The organism is Acidimicrobiales bacterium (assembly GCA_035630295.1).
Taxonomy (GTDB): domain Bacteria; phylum Actinomycetota; class Acidimicrobiia; order Acidimicrobiales; family Iamiaceae; genus Iamia.
The window spans coordinates 17,874-38,132 of sequence record DASQKY010000037.1 but is presented as its reverse complement, the minus strand read 5'-3'; the positions used below and the strand labels follow the sequence as shown (position 1 = coordinate 38,132).

The window sequence follows — 20,259 nt, the reverse complement described above, 5'->3', positions numbered from 1 at the left end:
GGGACCCCGCGCCGCCCCGCCCGGCCCGGCCTCCGACGAGCCCGCCCACCGCCCCGGCGGCGTCGGCAGCACCGACCCCGCCGTCATGGCGCGGCCAGGAGCTGGTCGAGGGCCATGGCCCCGAACAGGAGGGTCACGTAGGTGATCGACCAGTGGAACAGGCGCATGGCCCGGTCGGCCTCGGGCCGGCGCAGCAGGTCGAGCGTCAGGGCCAGGTAGGCCCCGCCCAGCACCAGGGCGGCGGCGCCGTAGAGGGCCCCCATGTCGGCCACCACGCCGAAGGCCAGGGTCAGGGCCCACATCACCGCGGTGTAGGCCACGATGCGCACCGTGGTGGCCCGCAGGGTGGCCACCACCGGGTACATGGGCACCTCGGCGGCGGCGTAGTCCTCGCGGTAGCGCACGGCCAGGGCCCAGAAGTGGGGCGGGGTCCACACGAAGATCACCGCGAACAGGACCACCGGCGCCCAGGCCAGCGATCCGGTCACCGACGACCAGCCGATGAGCACCGGAGCCGCCCCCGCCGCCCCGCCGATGACGATGTTCTGCTTCGAGGTGCGCTTCAGCCACATCGTGTAGACGAAGACGTAGAACAGGGTGGCCGACACGGCCAGGACGGCCGAGAGCAGGTTGACCGCCCCCCACAGCAGGGCGAAGGCCGCCACCTCCAGCCCCAGGGCGAAGGCCAGGGCGGCGCGGGGCGTCAGCTCACCGGTGACCAGCGGCCGGTTGCGGGTCCGCTTCATCAGCCGGTCGATGTCGCGGTCCACCACCATGTTGATGGCGTTGGCCCCCCCCGCGGCGAAGGTGCCGCCCAGCACCGTCCACAGCACCAGCCACCCCGAGGGCAGGCCCCGGGCCGCCACCACCTGGGTGGGGACGGTGGTGACCAGCAGCAGCTCGATGATGCGGGGCTTGGTCAGGGCGACGTACGCCGCCAGCCGGGAGCGGGGGGGAGCGACGGTGGCGGCCCCGTCGAGGGCGTCCACGGCCTCCACCGGGGGCGCGGCGATGGCGCCCCGGCCCCTGGTCGGGCCGTGGCCGTGGCCGGCCAGGACCTGCGACACGGGCCGCCGGGGGCGCACGACCGGCCGGCCGGGGGCCGGGGTCACGGTCGCAGCACCGGGGGTCGGCGGGGTCACGGCGGCGACACTACGGCCGCCCTGCGGAGGGGGCCAAAGGGGAGCGGCGATCTCATCCCGTCGAGCCTCCCCGTGGGGACCGGGCGGGGCCGAGGCCGTACCCTCGGACCGTGGCCGTCATGGACCGGGCCCGGGCCGTCTCCCCCTCCGCCTACCGGCGCCTCACCCTCGCTGCCCTGTGGTCGCTGGTGTTCATCGTGGTCACGGGGGCGGCGGTCCGCCTCACCGAGTCGGGCCTGGGCTGCTCGACGTGGCCCGGGTGCGAGCCGGGCGACTTCGTGCCCCGGGCCGAGTCGGGCCTCAACCCGTGGATCGAGTTCGGCAACCGCCTGGTGACCGGGGCAGTCTCGGTGGCCGTGGCCCTGGCCGTGCTGGGCGCCCTCCGCCGGGTGCCCCGGCGCCGCGACCTGACCCTGCTGTCGTGGGGCCTGGTAGCCGGCGTGATCGGCCAGATCCTCCTGGGCGCCCTGGTGGTCGTGGTCCACGTCCACCCCGTCGCCGTGCAGGGCCACTTCGTGCTGTCCGCCGTCCTGGTGGCCGACGCCGTGATCCTGCACCACCGGGCCGGGCTGCCCGACGGCCCCGGCGGCCGGGCCGCCGCCGGGCCCGCCCCGGCCTCGCCCCCCGCCGTGCGCCTGGCCCGGGCCGTGGTGGCCCTGGCCGCCGCCGTCCTGCTGGCCGGCACCCTGGTCACCGGGTCGGGACCCCACGCCGGCGACGCCGAGGCCGAGCGCCTCTCGCTCTCCATCACCCGGGTGGCCCAGGTGCACAGCGGGCTGACCTGGGTGCTGCTGGCCACGCTGGTGGCGCTGGGGGTGCGCCTGCGGCGCGAGGCGCCGGGCGGCGTGGCCCTGGAGCGCGCCACCGCCCTGCTCACCGCCGTGGTCCTGCAGGGCGCCCTCGGCTACCTCCAGTACGCCACCGGGGTGCCCGAGCTGCTGGTGGGCCTGCACGTCCTGGGCTCGATGCTGGTGTGGGCCGCGGCTCTGCGCCTCCTGCTGGCGCTGGCCGCTCCCCTGCCCCGGGCCGCCGTGGAGCCCGGCGGCGGCGCCCGCGAGGCCACCACGTCCCGGGCCCCGGCGTAGCGGGCCGAGCCGGCGCCCAGCGCCGCCGTAGCGTGACCGGGGGCGCGCCTGGGAGGATCGAGCCATGTCGACGACCGAGGTGGCCCCCCTCGAGGTGCACGATCCCGTCGTCGACGACGCCGCCGACCCGGCTCGACCGTGGCAGGTCATCGTGTGGGACGACCCGGTGAACCTCATGTCCTACGTGGCCTGGGTGTTCCGCAAGCTGTTCGGCTACTCCAAGGCCAAGGCCGACCACCTCATGCTCCAGGTCCACACCGAGGGCAAGGCGGTGGTCAGCAGCGGGTCCCGGGACAAGGCGGAGCTCGACGTGTTCCGGCTCCACGAGCACGGCCTGTGGGCGACCATGGAGCAGTCCACGTGAGGCTCCGGCGCCGCCGGCTGGTGGAGCGGAAGCGGAAGGGCCGGTTCGTGCTGAACCTGGACGACGACGCCGTGGACCTGATCGCCGACCTGGCCGGCCAGCTCGACCCGCTGCTCGACGACCCGTCGGCCGATCCCGGCCTGCGCCGCCTCTTCCCCCCGGCCCACACCGAGGACGTGCTGGCCGAGGCGGCCTGGCAGATCGAGCAGGGCGGCCGCCTCCGCGACGCCCGCCGGGTCGCCCTGGCCGCCCTGGACCAGCCGCCGGGCACGGTGCTCAACGAGGACGAGCTGGTGGCCTGGATGCAGGGGGTGAACGCCCTACGCCTGGTGCTGGCCGAACGCCTGCAGGTGACCAGCGACCCGGAACAGGAACAGGCCGAGCTGGAGGCGGCCCTGGCCGCGGCCGAGAGCGACGACGACGCGGTGGCCGAGGCGGGCCGGAGAGCACTCCAGGCCTGGGCCGTCTACCAGCACCTCGGCCTGATGGTGTCCGACGCCGTCGACGCCCTGGGCGATCCTGCCTGACCGCTGGGCCCCGGGACCGCTACGGTCCCCGCACCGCCCCCGGGCGGTCGGGCCCCCGTCGTCCAGCGGCCCAGGACACCGGCCTTTCAAGCCGGCAACGCGGGTTCGAATCCCGTCGGGGGTGCTGCAAGCGAAGGCCCAGTTCAGCTGAGTTTTCGCCGCCTGGGCCTTCGTTGTTCTGGACCCGTCTCGCTACCGGGCTCGCCATCCATATGATAGGACGTGCGTGCCTCCTGCGCTGGTCCGGTAGATGCTGAAGCGCCTCGACGCCGGCACTGTCAAGGAGGTCGGTGACGATCGTGCCCACGAGGGCGGGCACCGAAGCTCTACGCCGCCGTTTGAGCCGTCCTCGTCTCACAGGCCCTCAGGCAGCCGTGCGGAGTAGGTGCCCAGTCCTTGAGTCCAGTGCCCAGCCGTCAGCCAGTAAATCCGCCGTGACGGCCTTGAGATCGAGGTTGCTGAGATCGAAGCCTTCACGGAAGCCGGTTCTCAGCAGCTCAAGATAGAGATGACTGGGGCTCTGCCCGCCAAGATGGAGAGTCCGCTGGACAATCGAACGTACCAAGCTCGCCGGGAACGGCTGCAGCGCCACGTCTGCCTGTTGTCTGCTGGCGCGCATCGTCAAGATGAGGTCGAGCGTCGCGACGTGCTCGAAGCCGGAGGCGAGGCCCTTCACCGAACGTTGGCCCTTGTTGAGCACCACGAGCTCGTCGGGTTCGATCGTCAACTCGGCTTCGCGGATGGCTTGCTGGACGAGTGACCACACTGCCCCGGATGAGTTTCCGAACACCATGCTGACGCGTCCACCTGGTCGGAGGACCCGCCTGCACTCTCTGAGGGCCTGCGTGAGGATCCGTGCGTACCGCTCGGTCGATGCTCGTCGGTCGCCGCCCCGACGAACGACGGCCTCCCGGGTAACGTCGGTGAAGCCGTCGAGCCAGGCCTCCTGGAACAACGCCATATCGGCGTAGAACAGGTTGGAGCCGAATGGTGGGTCGGTGAAGACGTAGTCAACGCTAGCGTCAGGGAGCGGAAGCGCCTCGGCGCTCAACACCTCGTAGCGCACGTTGGGCCATTCTCCGTCGTGATCTCCACGGTTCAGTACCGGCCGACGGACGAAGTCATCCGACCGAATCGCCGCTTCGACCTTGCGAAGAAACAGGTCGTAGACGTTCCACTCGTAGAAGACCGGAGCTACGTAGTAGTTGGCATTGGCGGCGTTCAATGGCCGCTGTCGGGACCACTGGTACCGCTTGGAGGCGCGGGTCAAGCTGGCCGTGAACGCGAACAGCAGCTTCGAGCGCAGACGTTCATCAGGAACCAGTCCGATCTGACGGCGCAACTCGGTCAGAACGGCGAGATTCCGAGCCGAGTAGAACGAGGCGATCGTGGTCCGGCCGGACTTGCCAAGTGATTGCGCTTGGTACATCTGCCGATCTGGCGTGATCTCGACATTAGGAGCCTCCGCGAGCACTTCGTTGAGGTGGCCCATGGGGAGCGGCGACGGTGGTTGCTCCCGCTGTTTGGGAGTACAGCCGCAGACGATGTGGTCGAGGACCGCCCGCTCGCCGACATGGGGGAGTCGTGCGCTGACCGCCTCCGAGCACTGCGGGCAGATCATGTTCGGCTTGGACCAGGCGGCGGCTTCCAGCGCCTCGTAATAGTTGACCGGCGCCGTGCATCCACCGCAGGCCACCTCGATGCTCCAGACGGCCTTGACGAGCCGAGCCACCTGGCCACAATGCTCGCAGGCCACGCTGTAAGAGCCCCCAAGCGGGGTCTCAGCCGCGGCGACGACCTCGGATGCCACCTTCCGAAGCTGGTCAGCGTCGACCAGGTTCACGTAGTTGCTGCCGATGTGCTGGCCCAGGACGCTGATGTCGAACAGCCTGGCTCGCCGGCCCATCATGGCCGCGGCCACCCCCGTCATGCCAGAGCCCGCAAACGGGTCGACAACGGTTCCGCCCTCCGGACAGAAGGCCTCGATGAACGGCAGAATCGCCGGCACCGGCACCTTCGTCAGGTAGCCGTGGGCCATGTACACAGGGTCGCTTCGGCCGACCACTAGCTCCTCGCTCACCGCGGGGATGTTACTCATAGGCTGTAGCCCCATAGTCGACAGAACCCTACCGTTCGGCTCCATCATGACGGAGGGGTACGACAAGTCGGGTCATCCTGGTCGCGTGGCCTTCGGGCAGCGAGTCCGGGCTCTCCGTGTGCGGGCCGGACTGTCACAGGAGGCCCTCGCCGAGCGGTCCGGAATCCACCGCACCTATCTGTCGGGCCTGGAACGCGGCGAGCGAAACGTCGGCCTCGACAACATCCTGGCGGTTGCGTCGGCCCTGGACGTGCCTGTAGCGGCGCTATTCGAGGCTGCGCCGTGACCCCCGCGCAGGAACTGTCCTCGCGGCGCCTCATCCCGACCGGCGACGTGGGTCATCTGGTGGACCTGGGCGTGGAACTCCAACATCACGCCTCTGACCGCGGAATTCACAACGTCTTCGACGACGGCGGCTTCAAGGAGTTGCTGATGCTCACGCTGTTCGACCTGACCAAGCTCGACCGGGAAGGCGACGACGCCATCGACGCCCAAGGGCGGCGCTACGAGATGAAGACGGTCGCTCGCGTCAACGCCCGGGGCGAACGCAAGACCAGCCTGGCAGTGACGACCGAGCACACCCTGACCCTGGCCAACATCGCGCGCTATCGACAGGTCCACCTCTGGATTGTGGCCGTTTTCGACCAGTCGTCCCCCGAAGCCATCTACGAGATCACGCCAGCGGCGCTGGAGTTGTACTTCTCCCGCTGGGAGCAGCGGCTGCTTGGCCAGGCTGCAGCCCGTTCAGAAGGCAGCGCACCCGACCACCTCAACAACCCCAAGATCCCCCTGGGCCACATTCAGAAGCACGGGACCCAGGTGTGGCCGGACCCCGACTTGCCCTTGCCGGAAGAGGTCGAAGCTGGCCTGGCAGAGGCAGAACAGCTCGACGACGACCCGTCGTAGCATCGCGATCGGTCGGCTTGCCGTCTCCATCGATGGCCGGACTCCTTCACACCCTCCGCCCAACCTGACATACCAGCCTCACCAGCAACTCTCTGGTCAGGGAGTTCGAAAGAGCGGTAATCAGGGGTGCTCAGCTCGGGACACGTACCCCTGTGTCGTCGTCCGTCACGATGGGGGAGCCAGGTGTCGCTCGGGAACCTGCACAGGATCATCGTCTCGATGGGGGTCGCCCTCGGGTGGTGGCCACTGGCGCCCTGGCCGGCGTCAAATTGGAACGGGTGGCTCGTGCTGGCGCCCCGCATCGGCATCGTGGCGGCCGCAGGCCTGATCTCCAACCACCTGGCCGATCGGACGATCCGACGGGCGCGGGTCCGGCGTCTGCTCGGCGGGAACGAATGGGTCGACGGCACGTGGGTGAACGTGGTCCGCGGCGAGGACGGCCGGCCGCTCAGGGTCGGGATCGTCCACTTCGTCCCCGACGGTCCCAGCGTCAGATACGGGGGCCAGAACTACGACCCGGAGACCGGGGTGTTCGACGGCGCGTTCTCGACCACGGCCAGCTCGTTCACGTTCCCCGACCTGCACTTCGTGTACGAGTCGGAGTCGCGGGCCGAAGGGAACATCAATCAGATGGGCGGTGGGCGGCTGCGGTTCGTGCCCACGCAGACCGGCCCCCCTCGACAGTCTCGGTCTGGTGCGATGGCAGCGTTACCGGCTCGTCGCACTCGATCGAAGGTGTGCGAGTGGTAGACGATCAGCACCTCAGAGCCCTGAACGACACGCCGGGCCAGTCGGCTATCGACCTCGCCGTGGCGTCGGGCCTCCTGCCCACTCCGGCCCCGGGCCCGACCGTCGCGAGTGGGTAAGGCCCGGTCGTCTCGCCCGGCCGACTCACACGCTCCCGCCGGGCCAAGTGGTCGGGGCCGGGGCTATGCCCTTCATCGTGGGAGCGGGTGCGAATCCCGTCGTGGTTCCTGAGTCGTCCGCATCCGGGCCGCCGATGTCCGCGACGTTCTTACTCTTACTGGTAGGATTCCTACCATGAAGGTGACTGAGAAGGGACAGGTGACGATTCCCAAGGATCTGCGCGACGCCATGGGCATCGGAGCCGGCTCCGATGTGGAGTTCGAACGTGAGGGGGACACGATCGTCGTGCGCAAGCGCAACGGTGATCCCACGCGGGGACGACGGGTCGCGGAGCGCCTGCGCGGACGCGGTGACGTACACCTGGGTACGGACGAGATCATGGCGCTCACCCGCGGCGACTGAAGATGGCGGCAACCCTGGTCGACAGCAACGTACTCCTCGATGTGCTCACCGAGGACCCGCGATGGCTCGACTGGTCGATCGAAGCGCTGGCCCATGCTGCGGAAGGCGGCCCGCTGATCATCAACCCGGTGATCTATGCGGAGGTCTCGATCCGCTTCTCCCGCGTCGAGGATCTCGAAGCGGCACTTCCTCGACAGGACTTCAACCGGGTTGCCATCCCCTGGGCGGCAGCGTTCCTCGCCGGCAAGGTGTTCGTCTCGTATCGGCGCAAAGGCGGCGCCCGGTCCTCACCGCTGCCCGACTTCTTCATCGGTGCGCACGCGGCTGTCGATGGGCTCGCCCTGCTCACCAGGGATGTGGCCCGCTACCACACCTACTTTCCTGCGGTCCCCGTCATCGCTCCTCGTTGAGCCCGCCAGCGAGGCGAGACGCCGCGATCACGGGGTTCGAAAGAAGCGGTCATCAGGGGACCAGTGTCCCTCCGGCGCGGCTGTGCCGCGGGGCGCCCGGAGGCGACCCGCGGCACAGCCGCGTCCACGCCGGGCCTCAGCCGAGGGCCAGGCGCCGGGCCCGGGTGAGGGCCCAGCCGAGGAGGAGGAGCAAGAGGCCGAGGCCGACCAGGCGACCATCGAACCCGGTGCTGGCCAGCGGCCCCTCAGCGCCGACGTCGGCGCCGGTGGGGATCCGCTCCAACACCGGGGTCGGGGAGACCTCGGTGCCGGGCTGCTCGACCGGCTGCTCGACCGGTCGCTCGACCGGCCCCTGGGGGAGCACGGAGGTGGGGTCCGCCGGGTCCCCGGGGTCCGCCGGGTCCACGGGGTCGGTGGGATCACCCGGGTCCGTCGGGTCGACGGGATCGATCGGATCGATGGGATCGACGGGGTCGGTCGGGTCGCCCGGGTCGGCCCCGCAGGTGGTGCTGCCGTCCCCGAGGACCGAGAGGCCGACGCCGCAGACGTCGATGGTGATCTCCACGTCCTCGTCGCTCTGGCGGCGGGTGCCGGGGCCGCCGGCGCAGGTGGTGCTGGAGCTGCCCAGCACGGTCCCGCCGACGCCACACACGTCGACGGGGACCGCGACGCTGGGCCCGACGGGCTGCTCGCCATCGCTGGACCCGCCGGCGGTGGCCTCGGCCGAACCCGCGCACGTGGTGGTGGTGTCACCCATCACCGAGCCGGTGACCCCGCACACCGAGACCGGGGCCTCGACGTCCAGGCCGCCCAGCGGGCCGCTGCCCCCGGAGCCGGTGCCGTCACCGGTGCCGACGGTGGGCCCGCAGGCAGTGGCCGAGTCACCGAGGACGGTACCGCTGACACCGCACACGTTGACGGGAGCCTCGACGGTCCCGCCCGCGGTGGGGGCGGCCGCGCCGGACCCGTCGTCGCCGGAGCCGATCGAGCTCCCGCACGTGGTGGCGGTGTCGCCCAGCACCGAGCCGGTCACCCCGCACACCGAGACCGGGGCCTCGACGTCCAGGTCACCCAGGGGCCCGGTGGCGCCGGCAGGGGCGCCCGAGGGGTCGTCGCCGGTGCCGGCCACGGGCCCGCAGGCGGTGGTCGAGTCGCCGAGGACGGCGCCCCCGACTCCGCAGACGGAGATGGGCGCTTCGACATCGCTGTCGGTCCCGCCCAGGCCGGTCCCGTCGCCGGTCGTGCCGTCGCCACCGTCGTCGCCGGTGGCCACCGCCGGGTGGCAGGTCGTGGTGGAGTCGCCGAGGACCGAGCCCCCGACGCCGCACACGTTGACGGGGGCCTCCACGTCGCCGCCGCCCACGGTCTGGGCCCCGGCCGTGCCGGAGTCGTCGCCGGTGGCGGTGGTGCCCACGCAGCCCGTGGAGCTCTCGCCCAGCACGGCGAGGCCCACACCGCACACGTCGACCGGCGCTTCGACGCCGCCACCACCGACGGCGTCGGTCGAGGCGGGATCGCCGTCGTCGGCGCCCGTGGTCGTGGTGGGCTGGCAGTCCGTCGAGCTCTCGCCCAGCACCGTGAGGCCGACGCCACAGGCGCTGACCGGGGCCTCGACGTCGCCGTCGGTGGCGGTGCCGGAGGTCGACCCGTCAGCCGGCTCGTCGACGTCCAGGGACGTCGACGAGCACTCGGTGCTGTTGGTGCCCAGGGCGGTGGCGTTGAGGCCGCACAGGTTGACCGGGGCCTCGACGTCGCCGTCCAGGGGGGCGCCGTGGCCGTCACCGGTGGAGGCGTCGCCCGTCTCCGCCGAGGCCTCACAGGTGGTCGAGGTGTCGCCGGCCAGGGTCACGCCGCTGCCGCACAGGCTGACCGGCGCCTCCACGTCGATGTCCGAGGCCGGGGCCTCGGGGTCCTCGGCCGGAGCCGGGGCCGGGGCGGGCGGCGAGGTGCAGTCCTCGCCCCCCGGGCCCAGCACGGTCACGCCGGTGCCGCACGTGTCCACGGTGACATCGGTGTCCACCCCGGTCGGCAGGCCGGCGTCACCGGCGTCGGTCAGGGCGGGCAACTGGCCCACGACCTGCTCGATGGGGGCCGAGAGGTCCGAGAGGGGGGTCGGGGGTGGGGGGTCGGCGGCTGATGCCGCCTTCGACCACAGGAACAGCAGTCCCATGGCCAGCAGTGCGACGCGCAAGGCGACGCGTAGTGCAGTTCGCATCTGAGTTCTCCTCGTCGTAGGGGGCCCGACCGGATGGCCGGTGCCGGGTACGTGGGCCGACCAGAGGTCGGCCGGAGGAGTCCGTCAGTCGGGCGAGTACCCGGGTCGGCGACAGGTGGCACTGTTCGCGTCGGGCGACGACGCGGGGACGAGCCCGGCAGCGGCAGCGGCCGGGCTCTCGAGCAGGGTGAGGACGCCGAGAGGGGCGCCGGGCCCGGGGACGGCCGGGAGGGCACCGGCCGGGGCCGGCGCGGGAGGCACCGGCACCAGCTCGGGGATCGCCCCGGCCGGCCCCGCGGCCACGCCGCCGCGATGCGGGGCCGGAACCGTCTCGCCGACCGCCGTGCGCCGGACAGGGGACGGATCGGGGCCCAGCTCCGCAGTCAGCGCGGTCGGCGCCCCGGAGACCCCGGCGCCGAGGGCCGGCAGCAGGTCTGGCAGGCCGGCCCCAGGGGCCGCCCCGGCGGGACCACCGGAGGAGGCCGCCACCGACGACACGGGGTTGGCCGCCGGGAGAGCGGCCCCGAGCGGGCCGGCGAGCTCCAGGACCGGCGACAGGACCGGGTCGAGCGCGGCCCGCCCCGCCGCCGCGACGGGGGCCAGCACGGGCCGGATCGGCTCGAGCACCGGCCCGAGCACCCGATCACCGAGGGCCCGCACGTCGGTGACCACATCGGCCACCACCGGCACCGGCTCCCCGGTCGGGACGAGGGCCTCTCGGAAGGAGGGGCGCTCGCCGGCGCCGGTGCCGGATGCGACTGGCGCCAAGGCCGGGAGGGCCGCCGGGTGCGGGATCGACGGGGCCGCCGGGGCGAGGGTGGATGCCGGAGCGGGGCCGGAGGGGGCCGCCGGCGCCAGGTCGAGGGTGAAGGCCGGAGCGGGAGCGACGAGGGGGCGGGGCGACGGTCCGGACGCCGGCAGCGAGCGAGCGCCGGCCGACCGAGCGACCGGGACGGCCAGGCTTCCGGCGCCCTGGCGGTCGGTGCCGGGCCGGTCGGTCGTGGGGCGCACGGCGGCGGTCGCCCCGGCCACCACGTGCGACGCCGGACCGAGGTGGGGAGCATCAGCCCCGGCCCGGGGAGACGGGACCGGCGGGAGCAGGTCACCTCCGGGAGCGGCGCCGGCGGAGGCGGAGCGGAGCAGGGCTGCAGCCAGGCCCAGGGCCAGCACCAGGAGCAGGTCCCGCAGCAGCCGCCGGGCGCGGCCCGTCCCCACGGTGGCGGGGGGGGCGGTGGCCCGGTCGGGTGCTGGTCGCTGTCTCATCGTGGTCTCCACCGCTCGCCGCGGCCAGGGAGGACTGCCCACCGGAACGAGGGAGTAACCCTCTCCGTGGTGTTATCACCACTTTTCGTGACAAAGGGCTGATGTCCTGCTCGGCGCGGTGGAACCGTCGCGCTCCCACCCGGGCGGAGGAACGGGTGCGCTCCGTCCGGGGCCTGCGAAGGTGGGGCCATGGGCCGACCACGCTGCCGACCGAGCTGGGGCGACGTGGCCCGAGCCGGGCTCGTCGCCTCCGTGGTGAGCGGCGCACCGTCGACGGCGTGGGCGCTCGCCGAGGGGTCCGACCCCCTGGCGGCGGCCCGCGCCGCCGGGACCCTGCTGCCGGGCCGCCGTCACCGGCCGGGCCTGGTCGCCGGGGCTGTGGCCCACGGCGCCGTCTCGGCCGGGTGGAGCCTGGCGCTCGGAGCCCTGGCCCGGCGGCGCCCGGTCGGGCCCCTGGCCGGAGCAGCGGCGGGGGCGGCCATCGCCGCCCTCGACCTCGGCGTGCTGGGGCGTCGTTGGCCGGCCGTGGCCGCCCTGCCCGCCGGTCCCCAGTGGGCCGACCACCTGTGCTTCGGTGCCGTGTTCGGCCTCGTCCTCCGGGCCCGATCGAGCTAGGCGAGGGATCAACCGCGGCCGCGCCCCGGCCCCGAGGTCGTCAGCCGGGGGCGACCACGTCGAACACCGTGGCCAGGCCGTCGAGCAGCCACCGGTCGTCCTCGGGGACGTCCTGGGGCAGCGGCCGCCGGAGGCTGAGGGCCTCGACCAGCTCGACGCTGGGCCCGGCCAGGCGCACGGCGTCGGAGGGCGCTTCCTCATCCCCGACGGTGACGGTGGCGCCGGCCCGGACCACGACCCGGAGGGCCGGGTCCGTGCCCTCGACCAGCAGGGTGCCGGTCCGCTCGGAGCCCCGGGTGGCCAGGAAGGCGGGCCCGAGGGCGGCGGCATAGCGGAGGCAGGCCCGGACCTCGTCGGGCGCCTCGACCGGGGTCAGGCCGAGGGGCAGCACGATGTCGCGCTCGTGGATCCAGGCGTCCCACAGGGCGTGGCTGGCCAGGGCGTGGAGGGGCACGTGGCCCGGCGGCGCCTCGGCCGGGAGCGACCACTGCTGCTCGTCGAGGCCGGAGAGGGTGGCGGCCAGGGCCTCGACACCCTCCAGGTAGGAGGCCAGCACCTCGGCGGGACCTGGGTCGCCCATGCCGTCGACCAGCGCCGGCGGGGTGGCCACCGGGTCGAAGGAGGCCAGGAACCGGGTGGGCTCGCCGCCCAGGCCGGAGGCGGCCGAGATGACCCAGAACTGGTCGGTGCCCACCAGGTGGGCCACGACGTCGCGCACCGTCCACCCGTCGCACCGGCTGGGGGCCGCCCACTGCCCCTCGTCCAGGCGCCCCAGGGTCTCCCCCAGCCGCCGCCGCTGTCGCAGCACCGGCCCGGCCGGGTCCCCGATGGGCCCCGTGAACCGCAGCACCGCCGGACCGTCGTACCGAGGCGTCAGCAACATCCCCGGACCGTACCTCCGCGGCACCCCGAGGGTCCGACGGGCGGGACTCGACGGGAGACCGCCAGCCCCGCCGGGCCCGGTCGAGGCCCCTGACGACCGCTCCGAAGTGGTGGGCGAGGGGGGACTTGAACCCCCACGGGTTTTCACCCACTGGAACCTGAATCCAGCGCGTCTGCCAATTCCGCCACTCGCCCGAGTGGAGTGCCCGAACCTAGCCGGGGGGGTCCGAGGGTGCCAAGGGAGAAGGGGCCCCCCGCCGCCGCAGCCGGGGCCACCGGAGGTAGGTCCCCGCCCGGGCCAGGGCCTCCAGCGGCCCCGTGGTGAAGGCCCGGAACCACAGGTGAGCCGCCACCACCTGCAGGGCCCACACCCCCACCATGATCGCCACCGCCGCCCCGATGCCCACCTCGGCACCGAGGCCCAGGCCGTAGCCCGTGAACAGCAGCGAGGCCACCAGCGACTGGGCCAGGTACAAGGTGAGCGACATGCGCCCGGCGGGGGCCAGCAGGTCCCGGGCCCGGCGGCCGACACCCGTCCCGGCGGCGAGGACGACCACCGCGGCCCACAACAGGGCCACGGCCGGGCCCAGCAGGGCGTAGGCCAGCCGGCTGGCCGCGGCCTGCGGGGCGCTGTCGGCCACCACCGCGCCCTGGCCCAGCGCCCACGCCGCCGGCACCGACAGGGCCAGGCCCCCCAGCCACAACGGCACGGCCCCGGACCGCAACCACCGGGGCCAGCGCCGGGGATCGACCCAGCCGGCCCGGGCCGCGGCCACGCCGAGGACCATCATCCCCAACACCGTCCCCCCCACCGACAGCAGCCCCAGAGGCAGGTCCACGGCCAGCTCGCCGGCCCGGTGGCGGGCCACGGCCCCGAACGACCCCGACCGATAGCGAGCCGCAGTGGCGGCCCAGTCGACCGCCACCTCGGCCCGGAGGTCCGCCTCCCCCTCCGCCGTCTCGCGCACCAGCAAGGTGGCCAGGCCGTCCAGGCCGGCGGCGAACAGCGCCTGCCCCGCCACCAGGACCGCGCCCACCGCCACCAACCACCCGGTCGGGATCCGACGCACCAGCAGGAGGGCCAACCCCAGCACGGCGTAGGTGGTCAGGATGTCGCCCCGGAACAGCAGCACCCCGTGGGCCACCCCGAAGGCGAGCAGCACCCCGCAGCGCCGGAGCCACGGCCCGGCCACAGAGCGCCCCCGGGCCCGGCTGCGGGCGTCCTGCACGGCGAAGCCCCACCCGAACAGGAAGGAGAACAGGGGGTAGAACCGCCCTTCGGCCAGGGCCGACAGCCCGACGGTGAGAGGCTCGACGTCCCCGCCGATGGGCCCGCCGGCGGCAGCCAGGTTGGGCCCCACCCCCGTCCGGTAGGCGGCCACGTTGACGACCACGATGCCCAGCAGGGCCACGGCCCGCAGCGCGTCGACCACCACCCACCGCTCCCCCTCGCCCACCGGCGCCGCCGGCGGACCGGCGCCGGGAGCTGACGGGGGGGCCCACGGCTGCACCGACCCATCCTCCACGACCGACCCCGACCCGGGTGCCTCAGGGGGCCGGCTCAGCTGGCCTGGAACCAGATGCGGGTGTTGCCGAAGCTGATCTCGGCCCCGTCGTCGAGGGGCTGGATCGACACCCGGACGCCGTTGACCTGCGACCCGTTGGTGGAACCCAGGTCGACCAGCACCCAGCCGGTGCCGGCGGGGCGGATCTCGGCGTGGTTCCGGCTCACGTTGGGGTCCGAGAGCACGATGGTCGAGTCGGCCCGGCGGCCGATGGTGACCACCTCCTCGCCCAGGGGGATCCGGTCGCCGGTGGGGAGGAGGAGCGACCCGGCGCCCGAACCCCCGGCCCCCTCCCGCAGGTGGGCCTCGACCCGGCACGTGCCGGTGCGGATGTCGGCCACCTCGAGGGTGACGCTCACCGGGCCGAGGAACGAGTAGCCCTCGGCCCGGGCGTGGTCGCGGGCGGCGTCGGCCAGCTCCCGGGTGAGGCTGTCGGCGATCTCGGCGAAGGAGGCGTGGTCCTCGGCGCTGATCATCACCGCGAACGAGTTGGGCACCACCGGCCGCCCCCGCACATCGATGGAGCGGTTGATGTCCATCTCCCGGGTGAGGCGCCGCCCGATCTCGATGGGGCGGAGCCCGGACTTGAACACGAAGGAGAACGTCCCCTCCACCGCCTGCTCCAGGCGCCGCTCGAAGCCCTTGAGACCCACGGGGCGGAGACTACCGGGGCCCCTGGCCCGATCCCGGGGCCGCGCCCCGGCCGGGGGCCCGGGGTGGGGGCCCCGGGGCTCGGCGCTCCGGGGTGGAGGGCGGCCGGTAATCTCCCCGCGACATGTCCGAGCAGCTCCTCACCATCATGAAGTTCGGCCTCCTGGCGCTGCTGTACCTCTTCTTCTTCCGCGTCCTGCGGGCCGTGTGGGCCGAGGTCAACCCGCCCCGGGGCCTGGAGCGGGCCGGGGCCGGGGGGCCGGCGGTCCCGGCCGGCGGCCCGCCGGCGGCGCCGGCCAAGCGCCTGGGCCGCAAGGGGGCGACCCAGCTCACCGTGGTCGAGCCGGCCGACCAGCGGGGCCGCACCTGGCCGCTGGCCCCGGAGATGACCCTGGGCCGGGCTGCCGGCTGCCACGTGGCCATCCCCGAGGACACCTTCGCCTCGCAGATCCACGCCCGCATCTTCTCCCGTGACGGCCAGACCTGGGTCGAGGACCTGGGCTCGACCAACGGCACCTACGTCAACCACGCCAAGGTGGCCGCGGCCACCGCCGTCCGGCGCGGTGACCTCGTCCAGATCGGCAACACCGTCATGGAGCTCGGATGACCGCCTCCCCGCCCACCGCTCCCGGGGGACGGGCCCGTCCCGCCCGGGCCCCGTCCCCGGCGGGGCCCCGATGACCCGCTTCCGGGCCGGCTCGGCCAGCCACGTCGGGCAGCTGCGATCCAACAACCAGGACTCCAAGCTCATCGCCGACGAGGTGTCCCTGTTCGCGGTGGCCGACGGCATGGGCGGCCACCAGGGGGGCGAGGTGGCCTCGGCCATCGCCGTGGAGACGCTGGAGGACGTCGTGACCGCCCCCACCGCGGCGTCGCTGGTCGAAGCGGTGAAGGAGGCGAACCGGCGCATCTTCGCCCACGCCAACCAGGCCCCCGAGCTGCGGGGCATGGGCACCACGCTGGTGGCCATCGCCCTGGTCGAGCAGGGCTCCGAGGCCGAGGAGCTGACCTGGGTCAACGTCGGCGACTCCCGGGTCTACGTCCTGCGCGACGGGCAGCTGGTGCAGCTCAGCCAGGACCACAGCCTGGTGGAGGACCTGCGCCGGGGCGGGCAGCTCAGCGCCGAGGAGGCCGCCGTCCACCCGCAGCGCAACATCCTGACCCGGGCCCTGGGCATCGACGCCGAGGTCGAGGTCGACTGGAGAGGCGTCGAGCCGTTCGCCGGCGACCGCTACCTGCTGTGCAGCGACGGCCTGTTCAACGAGGTCGACGCCGACGCCATGGTCGAGGTGCTGGGCGCCATCGACGACCCGGACGAGGCGGCCGCCGAGCTGGTCCGGCGGGCCAACGCCGGCGGCGGGCGGGACAACATCACCTGCGTGGTGGTCGACGTCGTCGACGACGACGGCCGGGCCGAGCGGGCCGCGGCCGGAGCCGGGGCCGGGGCCGGGGCCGCCGGAGCCGTCCCCGAGGGCCGGCCCGCGGACGAGCCGGCGGCCACCGACGGCGGGCTGCCGGTCACCACCGAGATGCCGGCGGTGGTCGTGGACCAGGCCGACGACACCACCCCCCCGGCCGGCACGCCCGCCCCGCCGCCGCCGGCTCCGGTGCCCGAGGGGCCCGGCCCGGGCGAGCCCGACCCGGCGGGCGAGCAGCCCGTCGTGGCCGGGGCCTCGGCCCTCCCCATGGAGGACGACCCGGAGGCCGCCGCAGCCGGGGACCTGCCCTTCGGGCGCCCCACCGACGACATCTACGGGGACATGGACCAGGTCGGTGGACGACACCGGGCCATGACGGCCCTGGTGGCCGTGATCGTCCTGGCCCTGCTGGCCGCCGGGGCCTTCTTCGGCCTCCGCTACCTGGACTCCGACGGGTGGTTCGTCCGGGCCGACGGCCAACGGGTCGTGATCTACCAGGGCAAGCCGGGAGGCGGCATCGTGTTCGACCCCACGGAGGAGGAGGTGGCGCCCACCCCGGTGGCCGACCTGACCGCCGCCGACCGGGCCGAGCTGGCCCGCACCCCCGAGCTGGACTCCCTGGCCGACGCCCGCTCCCTGGTCAACACGTGGGCGTCCCGGGCCCGCCAGGCCCAGGACGAGAAGGACGAGCCCACGACGACCACCACCGAGCGCACCACCACGGAACGGGACGGCACCACGACCACCGACCCGGCGGCCAGCCCCGTGCCCCAGAGCCCCGACGCCACCGCAGGGACCACCTCGGCCACCGGCGGCGGCGGGTGACCGCCGGACGGACGACCTGGTGATCGAACGGCTCCGGCGCAACGCCGAGCTCACCCTGCTCCTCATGGGGGCCGCCATCATCGGCGGCGCCTACGCCCTGGCCAGCCTGGGCACCACCGCTTCGCTGCCGGCCGACATCGGCCCGTTCCTGGGCCTGGTGCTCGGGTTGTTCGCCGTGGCCCACCTGGCCATCCGCAAGCTAGCCCCCGGGGCCGACGGCACCCTCCTGCCCCTGGCCATGCTGCTCAACGGCATCGGCTACGTCTTCATCGCCCGCCTGCGCGACGACCTGGCGGCCCAGCAGTCGCTGTGGACGGCGGTCGGCATCGCCGTCTTCGTGGCCACCCTGGTGCTCGTCCGCCGCCCCCGCGACCTGGAGCGCTACCGCTACATGGCCCTGTTCGGGGCGGTGGGCCTGATCCTCCTCCCCCTCGTCCCCGTGCTCGGCTACTCCTCGGGCGGGGCCCGCATCTGGATCGGCCTGGGGCCGGCCAACTTCCAACCCGGCGAGGTGGCCAAGCTGCTCCTCGCCGTGTTCTTCGCCGCCTACCTGGTGGAGAAGCGCGAGCTCCTGGCCCTGGCCTCGTGGCCCCGGCGCCGGCCCTTCCTGCCCGACCCCAAGCACCTGGGCCCGGTCCTGGCCGCCTGGGGGGTGGCCGTGGTCGTCATCACCTTCGAGACCGACCTGGGCACCGCCCTGCTGTTCTTCACCCTGTTCATCGTCCTGCTGTGGGTCTCGACCGGCCGGGTCGGCTACCTGCTGGTGGGCTTCGGGCTGTTCTTCGCCGCCGCCCTGGTGTCCTGGCAGGCCTTCGGCCACGTGCAGAACCGGGTCGACTCGTGGCTGAACCCGTGGGCCAACCCCCGGGGGCCCGGCGGCTACCAGATCCTCCAGGGCAACTACGCCCTGGCCGACGGGGGCATCGCCGGCACCGGCATCGGCCTGGGCGTGGGTGACGTGCCGGCGGCCGAGAACGACTTCATCTTCGCCATCATCGGCCAGGAGCTGGGCCTGCTGGGCAGCACCGCGGTGCTGGTGGCCTTCCTCCTGCTCATCGGGACGGGGCTGCGCATCGCCACCCAGACCGAGGGCTCGTTCGAGAAGCTGCTGGCCACCGGGCTCACCACCCTGATCGGGGTGCAGGCCTTCATCATCCTGGCCGGCGTCACCCGGGTGCTGCCCCTCACCGGCGTGGCCCTGCCCTTCATCTCCTACGGCGGGTCGTCCCTGCTGGCCAACTACGTGCTGCTGGCCCTGCTGGTCCGCCTGAGCGACGACGCCAACCAGCGCCGCCTGCGCCGGGCCACCCGGCCCACGGTGGAGGTGGGGGCCTGATGGCCGACCGCACCGCCGGGGGGATGGACCGGCAGATCCGGCGCCTGGGCCTGGCCCTGGCCGTGTGCTTCGCCGTGCTGTTCGCCCAGCTCAACTACCTGCAGATGTTCGGGGCCGAGCGGCTGAACGAGCGGCCCGACAACGCCCGGCCCACCCAGCGCCTCTTCGCCCGGCCCCGGGGCACCATCACCACCGCCGACGGCGTGCTCCTGGCCCGCTCGGTGGAGGAGCGCACCGACGCCAAGTACCGCCGCGAGTACCCCGAGGGCGAGCTGTTCGGGCCCATCACCGGCTACTTCAGCCGCCAGGCGGGCACCACCGGCGTCGAGCGGCAGTACGGCGACGAGCTCACCGGCAACACCCCGGACCTGTCCCTCGGTCGGCTGTCGGACCTGTTCGTGGACCGGGAGAACGTGGGCAACGTGCAGCTCACCCTGCGGGCCGACGTGCAGCGCATCGCCCGGGACATGCTGGGCCAGCGGCGGGGCTCGGTGGTGGCCCTCGACCCCCGGACCGGGGCCATCGACGCCATGTGGAGCTTCCCCAGCTTCGATCCCGCTCCCCTGTCCACCAGCACGGCCCGGGACCTCGAGGTCAAGACCCTCCTCGACGCGGCCGACGGCGCCCCCCTGCGCATGCGGGCCTACCGCGACATCTTCTTCCCGGGCTCCACCTTCAAGGTCGTCACCGGATCCACCGCCGTCGAGCGGGGCGCCGTCACCGAGGCCGCCCCCGCCTACCCGGTGCTGACCGAGTTCGACATCGACTTCACCGAGCGGGGCCTGCGCAACTTCGGCGGCGGGAGCTGCGGCGGCGCCCTGTTCGACCTGCTCCGGGTGTCGTGCAACACCGGCTTCGCCCAGATGGGAGCCGACCTGGGCGGCCCGGCCCAGGCCGCGGGGGCGGAGGCCTTCGGCTTCAACTCGGCGCCCCCCATCGACCTGCCCGGCGCCGAGGCCTCGATCTTCCCCACCGACTTCTCCGACGACGAGGGCAACGGGCCCGTGGCCCGGGCCGCCATCGGCCAGGGCGACGTCAGCGCCACCCCCCTGCAGATGGCCCTGGTGGCCGCCGGCATCGCCAACGGCGGCTCGGTGATGGTCCCCCACGTGATGGCCCGGGTGGTGGACGAGGAGGGCGAGGCGGTCGACACCTTCGAGGAGCGGGAGTGGCGCCGGGCCATCAACCCCCAGACGGCCGACGTGATGCGCCGGGGGATGATGGAGGTGGCCGGCCCCGGGGGCACCGCCACCGGGCTCCAGATCCCGGGCATGGACGTCGGGGGCAAGACCGGCACCGCACAGCTGGGCACCGACCCGCCCCGCTCCCACGCCTGGATCATCGGCTTCGCCGGTCCCCCCGGCCAGCCCGCCACCGTCGCTGTCGCCGTCCTGGTGGAGGGCCAGGAGGGCGCCAGCGAGCAGACCGGCGGGACGGTGGCCGCCCCCATCGCCCGGGCCGTGATGGAAGCGGTCCTGGCCAGCCGGGCCCCCGGGGGCGGCGGGTGACGGCCGTGCCTCCGGGCCGCCGCCGGCCGGGGGGGCCTCCCCGGCCCCCTCTCGGGGGAGCGGGGGCCCGCCCCGTAGTCTGGCTCGGCGCGCCCCGGGCCCGCCTCCCCGCGCCGCACCCCCGCCACCCCGTCGCCACCCCGCCACCCCCACCGGGCCAACGACCCGCCCCCCCAGGCC

Annotated in this window: 20 protein-coding genes and 2 tRNA genes; 14 read left to right on the top strand and 8 right to left on the bottom strand. The window is 73.8% G+C overall.

Annotated features, from left to right (window positions below):
• Positions 1-83: 83 nt before the first annotated feature.
• Positions 84-1,142: a heme o synthase gene (locus VEW93_09330; GenBank protein HYI61990.1), complete on the bottom strand. Its 1,059-nt coding sequence runs from the start codon at positions 1,140-1,142 to the stop codon at positions 84-86.
• 119 nt (positions 1,143-1,261) lie between these two features.
• Between VEW93_09330 and VEW93_09325 the strand changes: the two genes are divergently transcribed.
• The 4 genes from VEW93_09325 to VEW93_09310 all read left to right on the top strand — a co-directional run bounded on the left by VEW93_09325 (position 1,262) and on the right by VEW93_09310 (position 3,242).
• Positions 1,262-2,227 (top strand): COX15/CtaA family protein, encoded by a 966-nt coding sequence (locus tag VEW93_09325; protein ID HYI61989.1) that lies wholly within the window; start codon positions 1,262-1,264, stop codon positions 2,225-2,227.
• Positions 2,228-2,291: 64 nt separating this feature from the next.
• A complete protein-coding gene (gene clpS / locus VEW93_09320) occupies positions 2,292-2,591 on the top strand; it encodes an ATP-dependent Clp protease adapter ClpS (protein ID HYI61988.1) in 300 nt (99 codons plus the stop codon).
• Positions 2,588-3,118 (top strand): DUF2017 family protein, encoded by a 531-nt coding sequence (locus VEW93_09315; GenBank protein ID HYI61987.1) that lies wholly within the window; start codon positions 2,588-2,590, stop codon positions 3,116-3,118. Before clpS ends, VEW93_09315 begins: the two co-directional genes overlap by 4 nt.
• A 51-nt stretch (positions 3,119-3,169) precedes the next feature.
• Positions 3,170-3,242, top strand: a tRNA-Glu gene (locus VEW93_09310).
• A 240-nt stretch (positions 3,243-3,482) separates the two neighbouring features.
• On the opposite strand, the gene VEW93_09305 is transcribed toward VEW93_09310, so the two are convergent.
• Positions 3,483-5,156 (bottom strand): DNA methyltransferase, encoded by a 1,674-nt coding sequence (locus tag VEW93_09305; protein HYI61986.1) that lies wholly within the window; start codon positions 5,154-5,156, stop codon positions 3,483-3,485.
• 145 nt (positions 5,157-5,301) lie between these two features.
• Here VEW93_09305 and VEW93_09300 point away from each other — a divergent pair, with 145 nt between their 5' ends.
• From VEW93_09300 to VEW93_09280, 5 genes are all read left to right on the top strand, one after another.
• Positions 5,302-5,502: a helix-turn-helix transcriptional regulator gene (locus tag VEW93_09300; GenBank protein HYI61985.1), complete on the top strand. Its 201-nt coding sequence runs from the start codon at positions 5,302-5,304 to the stop codon at positions 5,500-5,502.
• On the top strand, positions 5,499-6,122 hold the full coding sequence (locus VEW93_09295; GenBank protein ID HYI61984.1) for a hypothetical protein: 624 nt from the start codon (positions 5,499-5,501) through the stop codon (positions 6,120-6,122). Before VEW93_09300 ends, VEW93_09295 begins: the two co-directional genes overlap by 4 nt.
• Positions 6,123-6,407: 285 nt before the next feature.
• On the top strand, positions 6,408-6,872 hold the full coding sequence (locus VEW93_09290) for a hypothetical protein (protein ID HYI61983.1): 465 nt from the start codon (positions 6,408-6,410) through the stop codon (positions 6,870-6,872).
• A gap of 291 nt (positions 6,873-7,163) precedes the next feature.
• Entirely contained in the window at positions 7,164-7,391 is a 228-nt protein-coding gene (locus VEW93_09285) for an AbrB/MazE/SpoVT family DNA-binding domain-containing protein (GenBank protein HYI61982.1), read from the top strand.
• Positions 7,392-7,393: 2 nt separating this feature from the next.
• Positions 7,394-7,801, top strand: coding sequence for a type II toxin-antitoxin system VapC family toxin (locus tag VEW93_09280; GenBank protein ID HYI61981.1), 408 nt, complete (start codon positions 7,394-7,396; stop codon positions 7,799-7,801).
• Between the two features lie 136 nt (positions 7,802-7,937).
• Here VEW93_09280 and VEW93_09275 read toward each other — a convergent pair whose 3' ends face one another.
• Together VEW93_09275 and VEW93_09270 are read right to left on the bottom strand one after the other, a co-directional pair.
• Entirely contained in the window at positions 7,938-9,992 is a 2,055-nt protein-coding gene (locus VEW93_09275) for a hypothetical protein (GenBank protein ID HYI61980.1), read from the bottom strand.
• Positions 9,993-10,100: 108 nt separating this feature from the next.
• The gene (locus VEW93_09270) at positions 10,101-11,279 is read right to left on the bottom strand and encodes a hypothetical protein (protein HYI61979.1); all 1,179 of its coding nucleotides are present in this window, start codon (positions 11,277-11,279) and stop codon (positions 10,101-10,103) included.
• Positions 11,280-11,504: 225 nt separating this feature from the next.
• On the opposite strand from VEW93_09270, the gene VEW93_09265 reads away from it, so the two are divergent.
• Positions 11,505-11,894 carry a hypothetical protein gene (locus VEW93_09265; protein HYI61978.1) on the top strand — a complete coding sequence of 130 codons (390 nt, stop codon included), beginning with the start codon at positions 11,505-11,507 and terminating at the stop codon, positions 11,892-11,894.
• Positions 11,895-11,934: 40 nt separating this feature from the next.
• On the opposite strand, the gene VEW93_09260 is transcribed toward VEW93_09265, so the two are convergent.
• The 4 genes from VEW93_09260 to VEW93_09245 all read right to left on the bottom strand — a co-directional run bounded on the left by VEW93_09260 (position 11,935) and on the right by VEW93_09245 (position 14,994).
• Complete coding sequence (locus VEW93_09260) at positions 11,935-12,777, bottom strand: maleylpyruvate isomerase family mycothiol-dependent enzyme (GenBank protein ID HYI61977.1); 843 nt, start codon at positions 12,775-12,777, stop codon at positions 11,935-11,937.
• A 107-nt stretch (positions 12,778-12,884) separates the two neighbouring features.
• Positions 12,885-12,971: transfer RNA gene (locus tag VEW93_09255), tRNA-Leu, on the bottom strand.
• 17 nt (positions 12,972-12,988) lie between these two features.
• Positions 12,989-14,287, bottom strand: a complete 1,299-nt coding sequence (locus VEW93_09250) for a DUF418 domain-containing protein (protein ID HYI61976.1) — start codon at positions 14,285-14,287, stop codon at positions 12,989-12,991.
• A gap of 50 nt (positions 14,288-14,337) precedes the next feature.
• Positions 14,338-14,994: a DUF3662 and FHA domain-containing protein gene (locus VEW93_09245; GenBank protein HYI61975.1), complete on the bottom strand. Its 657-nt coding sequence runs from the start codon at positions 14,992-14,994 to the stop codon at positions 14,338-14,340.
• Positions 14,995-15,116: 122 nt separating this feature from the next.
• Between VEW93_09245 and VEW93_09240 the strand changes: the two genes are divergently transcribed.
• The 4 genes from VEW93_09240 to VEW93_09225 all read left to right on the top strand — a co-directional run bounded on the left by VEW93_09240 (position 15,117) and on the right by VEW93_09225 (position 20,079).
• Positions 15,117-15,599, top strand: a complete 483-nt coding sequence (locus VEW93_09240; GenBank protein HYI61974.1) for an FHA domain-containing protein — start codon at positions 15,117-15,119, stop codon at positions 15,597-15,599.
• Positions 15,600-15,669: 70 nt separating this feature from the next.
• On the top strand, positions 15,670-17,235 hold the full coding sequence (locus VEW93_09235; protein HYI61973.1) for a Stp1/IreP family PP2C-type Ser/Thr phosphatase: 1,566 nt from the start codon (positions 15,670-15,672) through the stop codon (positions 17,233-17,235).
• A 19-nt stretch (positions 17,236-17,254) separates the two neighbouring features.
• Positions 17,255-18,571 (top strand): FtsW/RodA/SpoVE family cell cycle protein, encoded by a 1,317-nt coding sequence (locus tag VEW93_09230; protein ID HYI61972.1) that lies wholly within the window; start codon positions 17,255-17,257, stop codon positions 18,569-18,571.
• Positions 18,571-20,079, top strand: a complete 1,509-nt coding sequence (locus VEW93_09225; protein HYI61971.1) for a penicillin-binding protein 2 — start codon at positions 18,571-18,573, stop codon at positions 20,077-20,079. The genes VEW93_09230 and VEW93_09225 overlap by 1 nt, the downstream gene beginning before the upstream one ends.
• Positions 20,080-20,259: the final 180 nt, after the last annotated feature.

Coding starts and splice junctions, on each gene's coding strand:
- VEW93_09305 (HYI61986.1), bottom strand. CDS start 5,156: ATGGCCCACGGCTACCTGACGAAGGTGCCGGTGCCGGCGATTCTGCCG.
- clpS (HYI61988.1), top strand. CDS start 2,292: ATGTCGACGACCGAGGTGGCCCCCCTCGAGGTGCACGATCCCGTCGTC.
- VEW93_09260 (HYI61977.1), bottom strand. CDS start 12,777: ATGTTGCTGACGCCTCGGTACGACGGTCCGGCGGTGCTGCGGTTCACG.
- VEW93_09325 (HYI61989.1), top strand. CDS start 1,262: ATGGACCGGGCCCGGGCCGTCTCCCCCTCCGCCTACCGGCGCCTCACC.
- VEW93_09240 (HYI61974.1), top strand. CDS start 15,117: ATGTCCGAGCAGCTCCTCACCATCATGAAGTTCGGCCTCCTGGCGCTG.
- VEW93_09270 (HYI61979.1), bottom strand. CDS start 11,279: ATGAGACAGCGACCAGCACCCGACCGGGCCACCGCCCCCCCCGCCACC.
- VEW93_09225 (HYI61971.1), top strand. CDS start 18,571: ATGGCCGACCGCACCGCCGGGGGGATGGACCGGCAGATCCGGCGCCTG.
- VEW93_09285 (HYI61982.1), top strand. CDS start 7,164: ATGAAGGTGACTGAGAAGGGACAGGTGACGATTCCCAAGGATCTGCGC.
- VEW93_09280 (HYI61981.1), top strand. CDS start 7,394: ATGGCGGCAACCCTGGTCGACAGCAACGTACTCCTCGATGTGCTCACC.
- VEW93_09235 (HYI61973.1), top strand. CDS start 15,670: ATGACCCGCTTCCGGGCCGGCTCGGCCAGCCACGTCGGGCAGCTGCGA.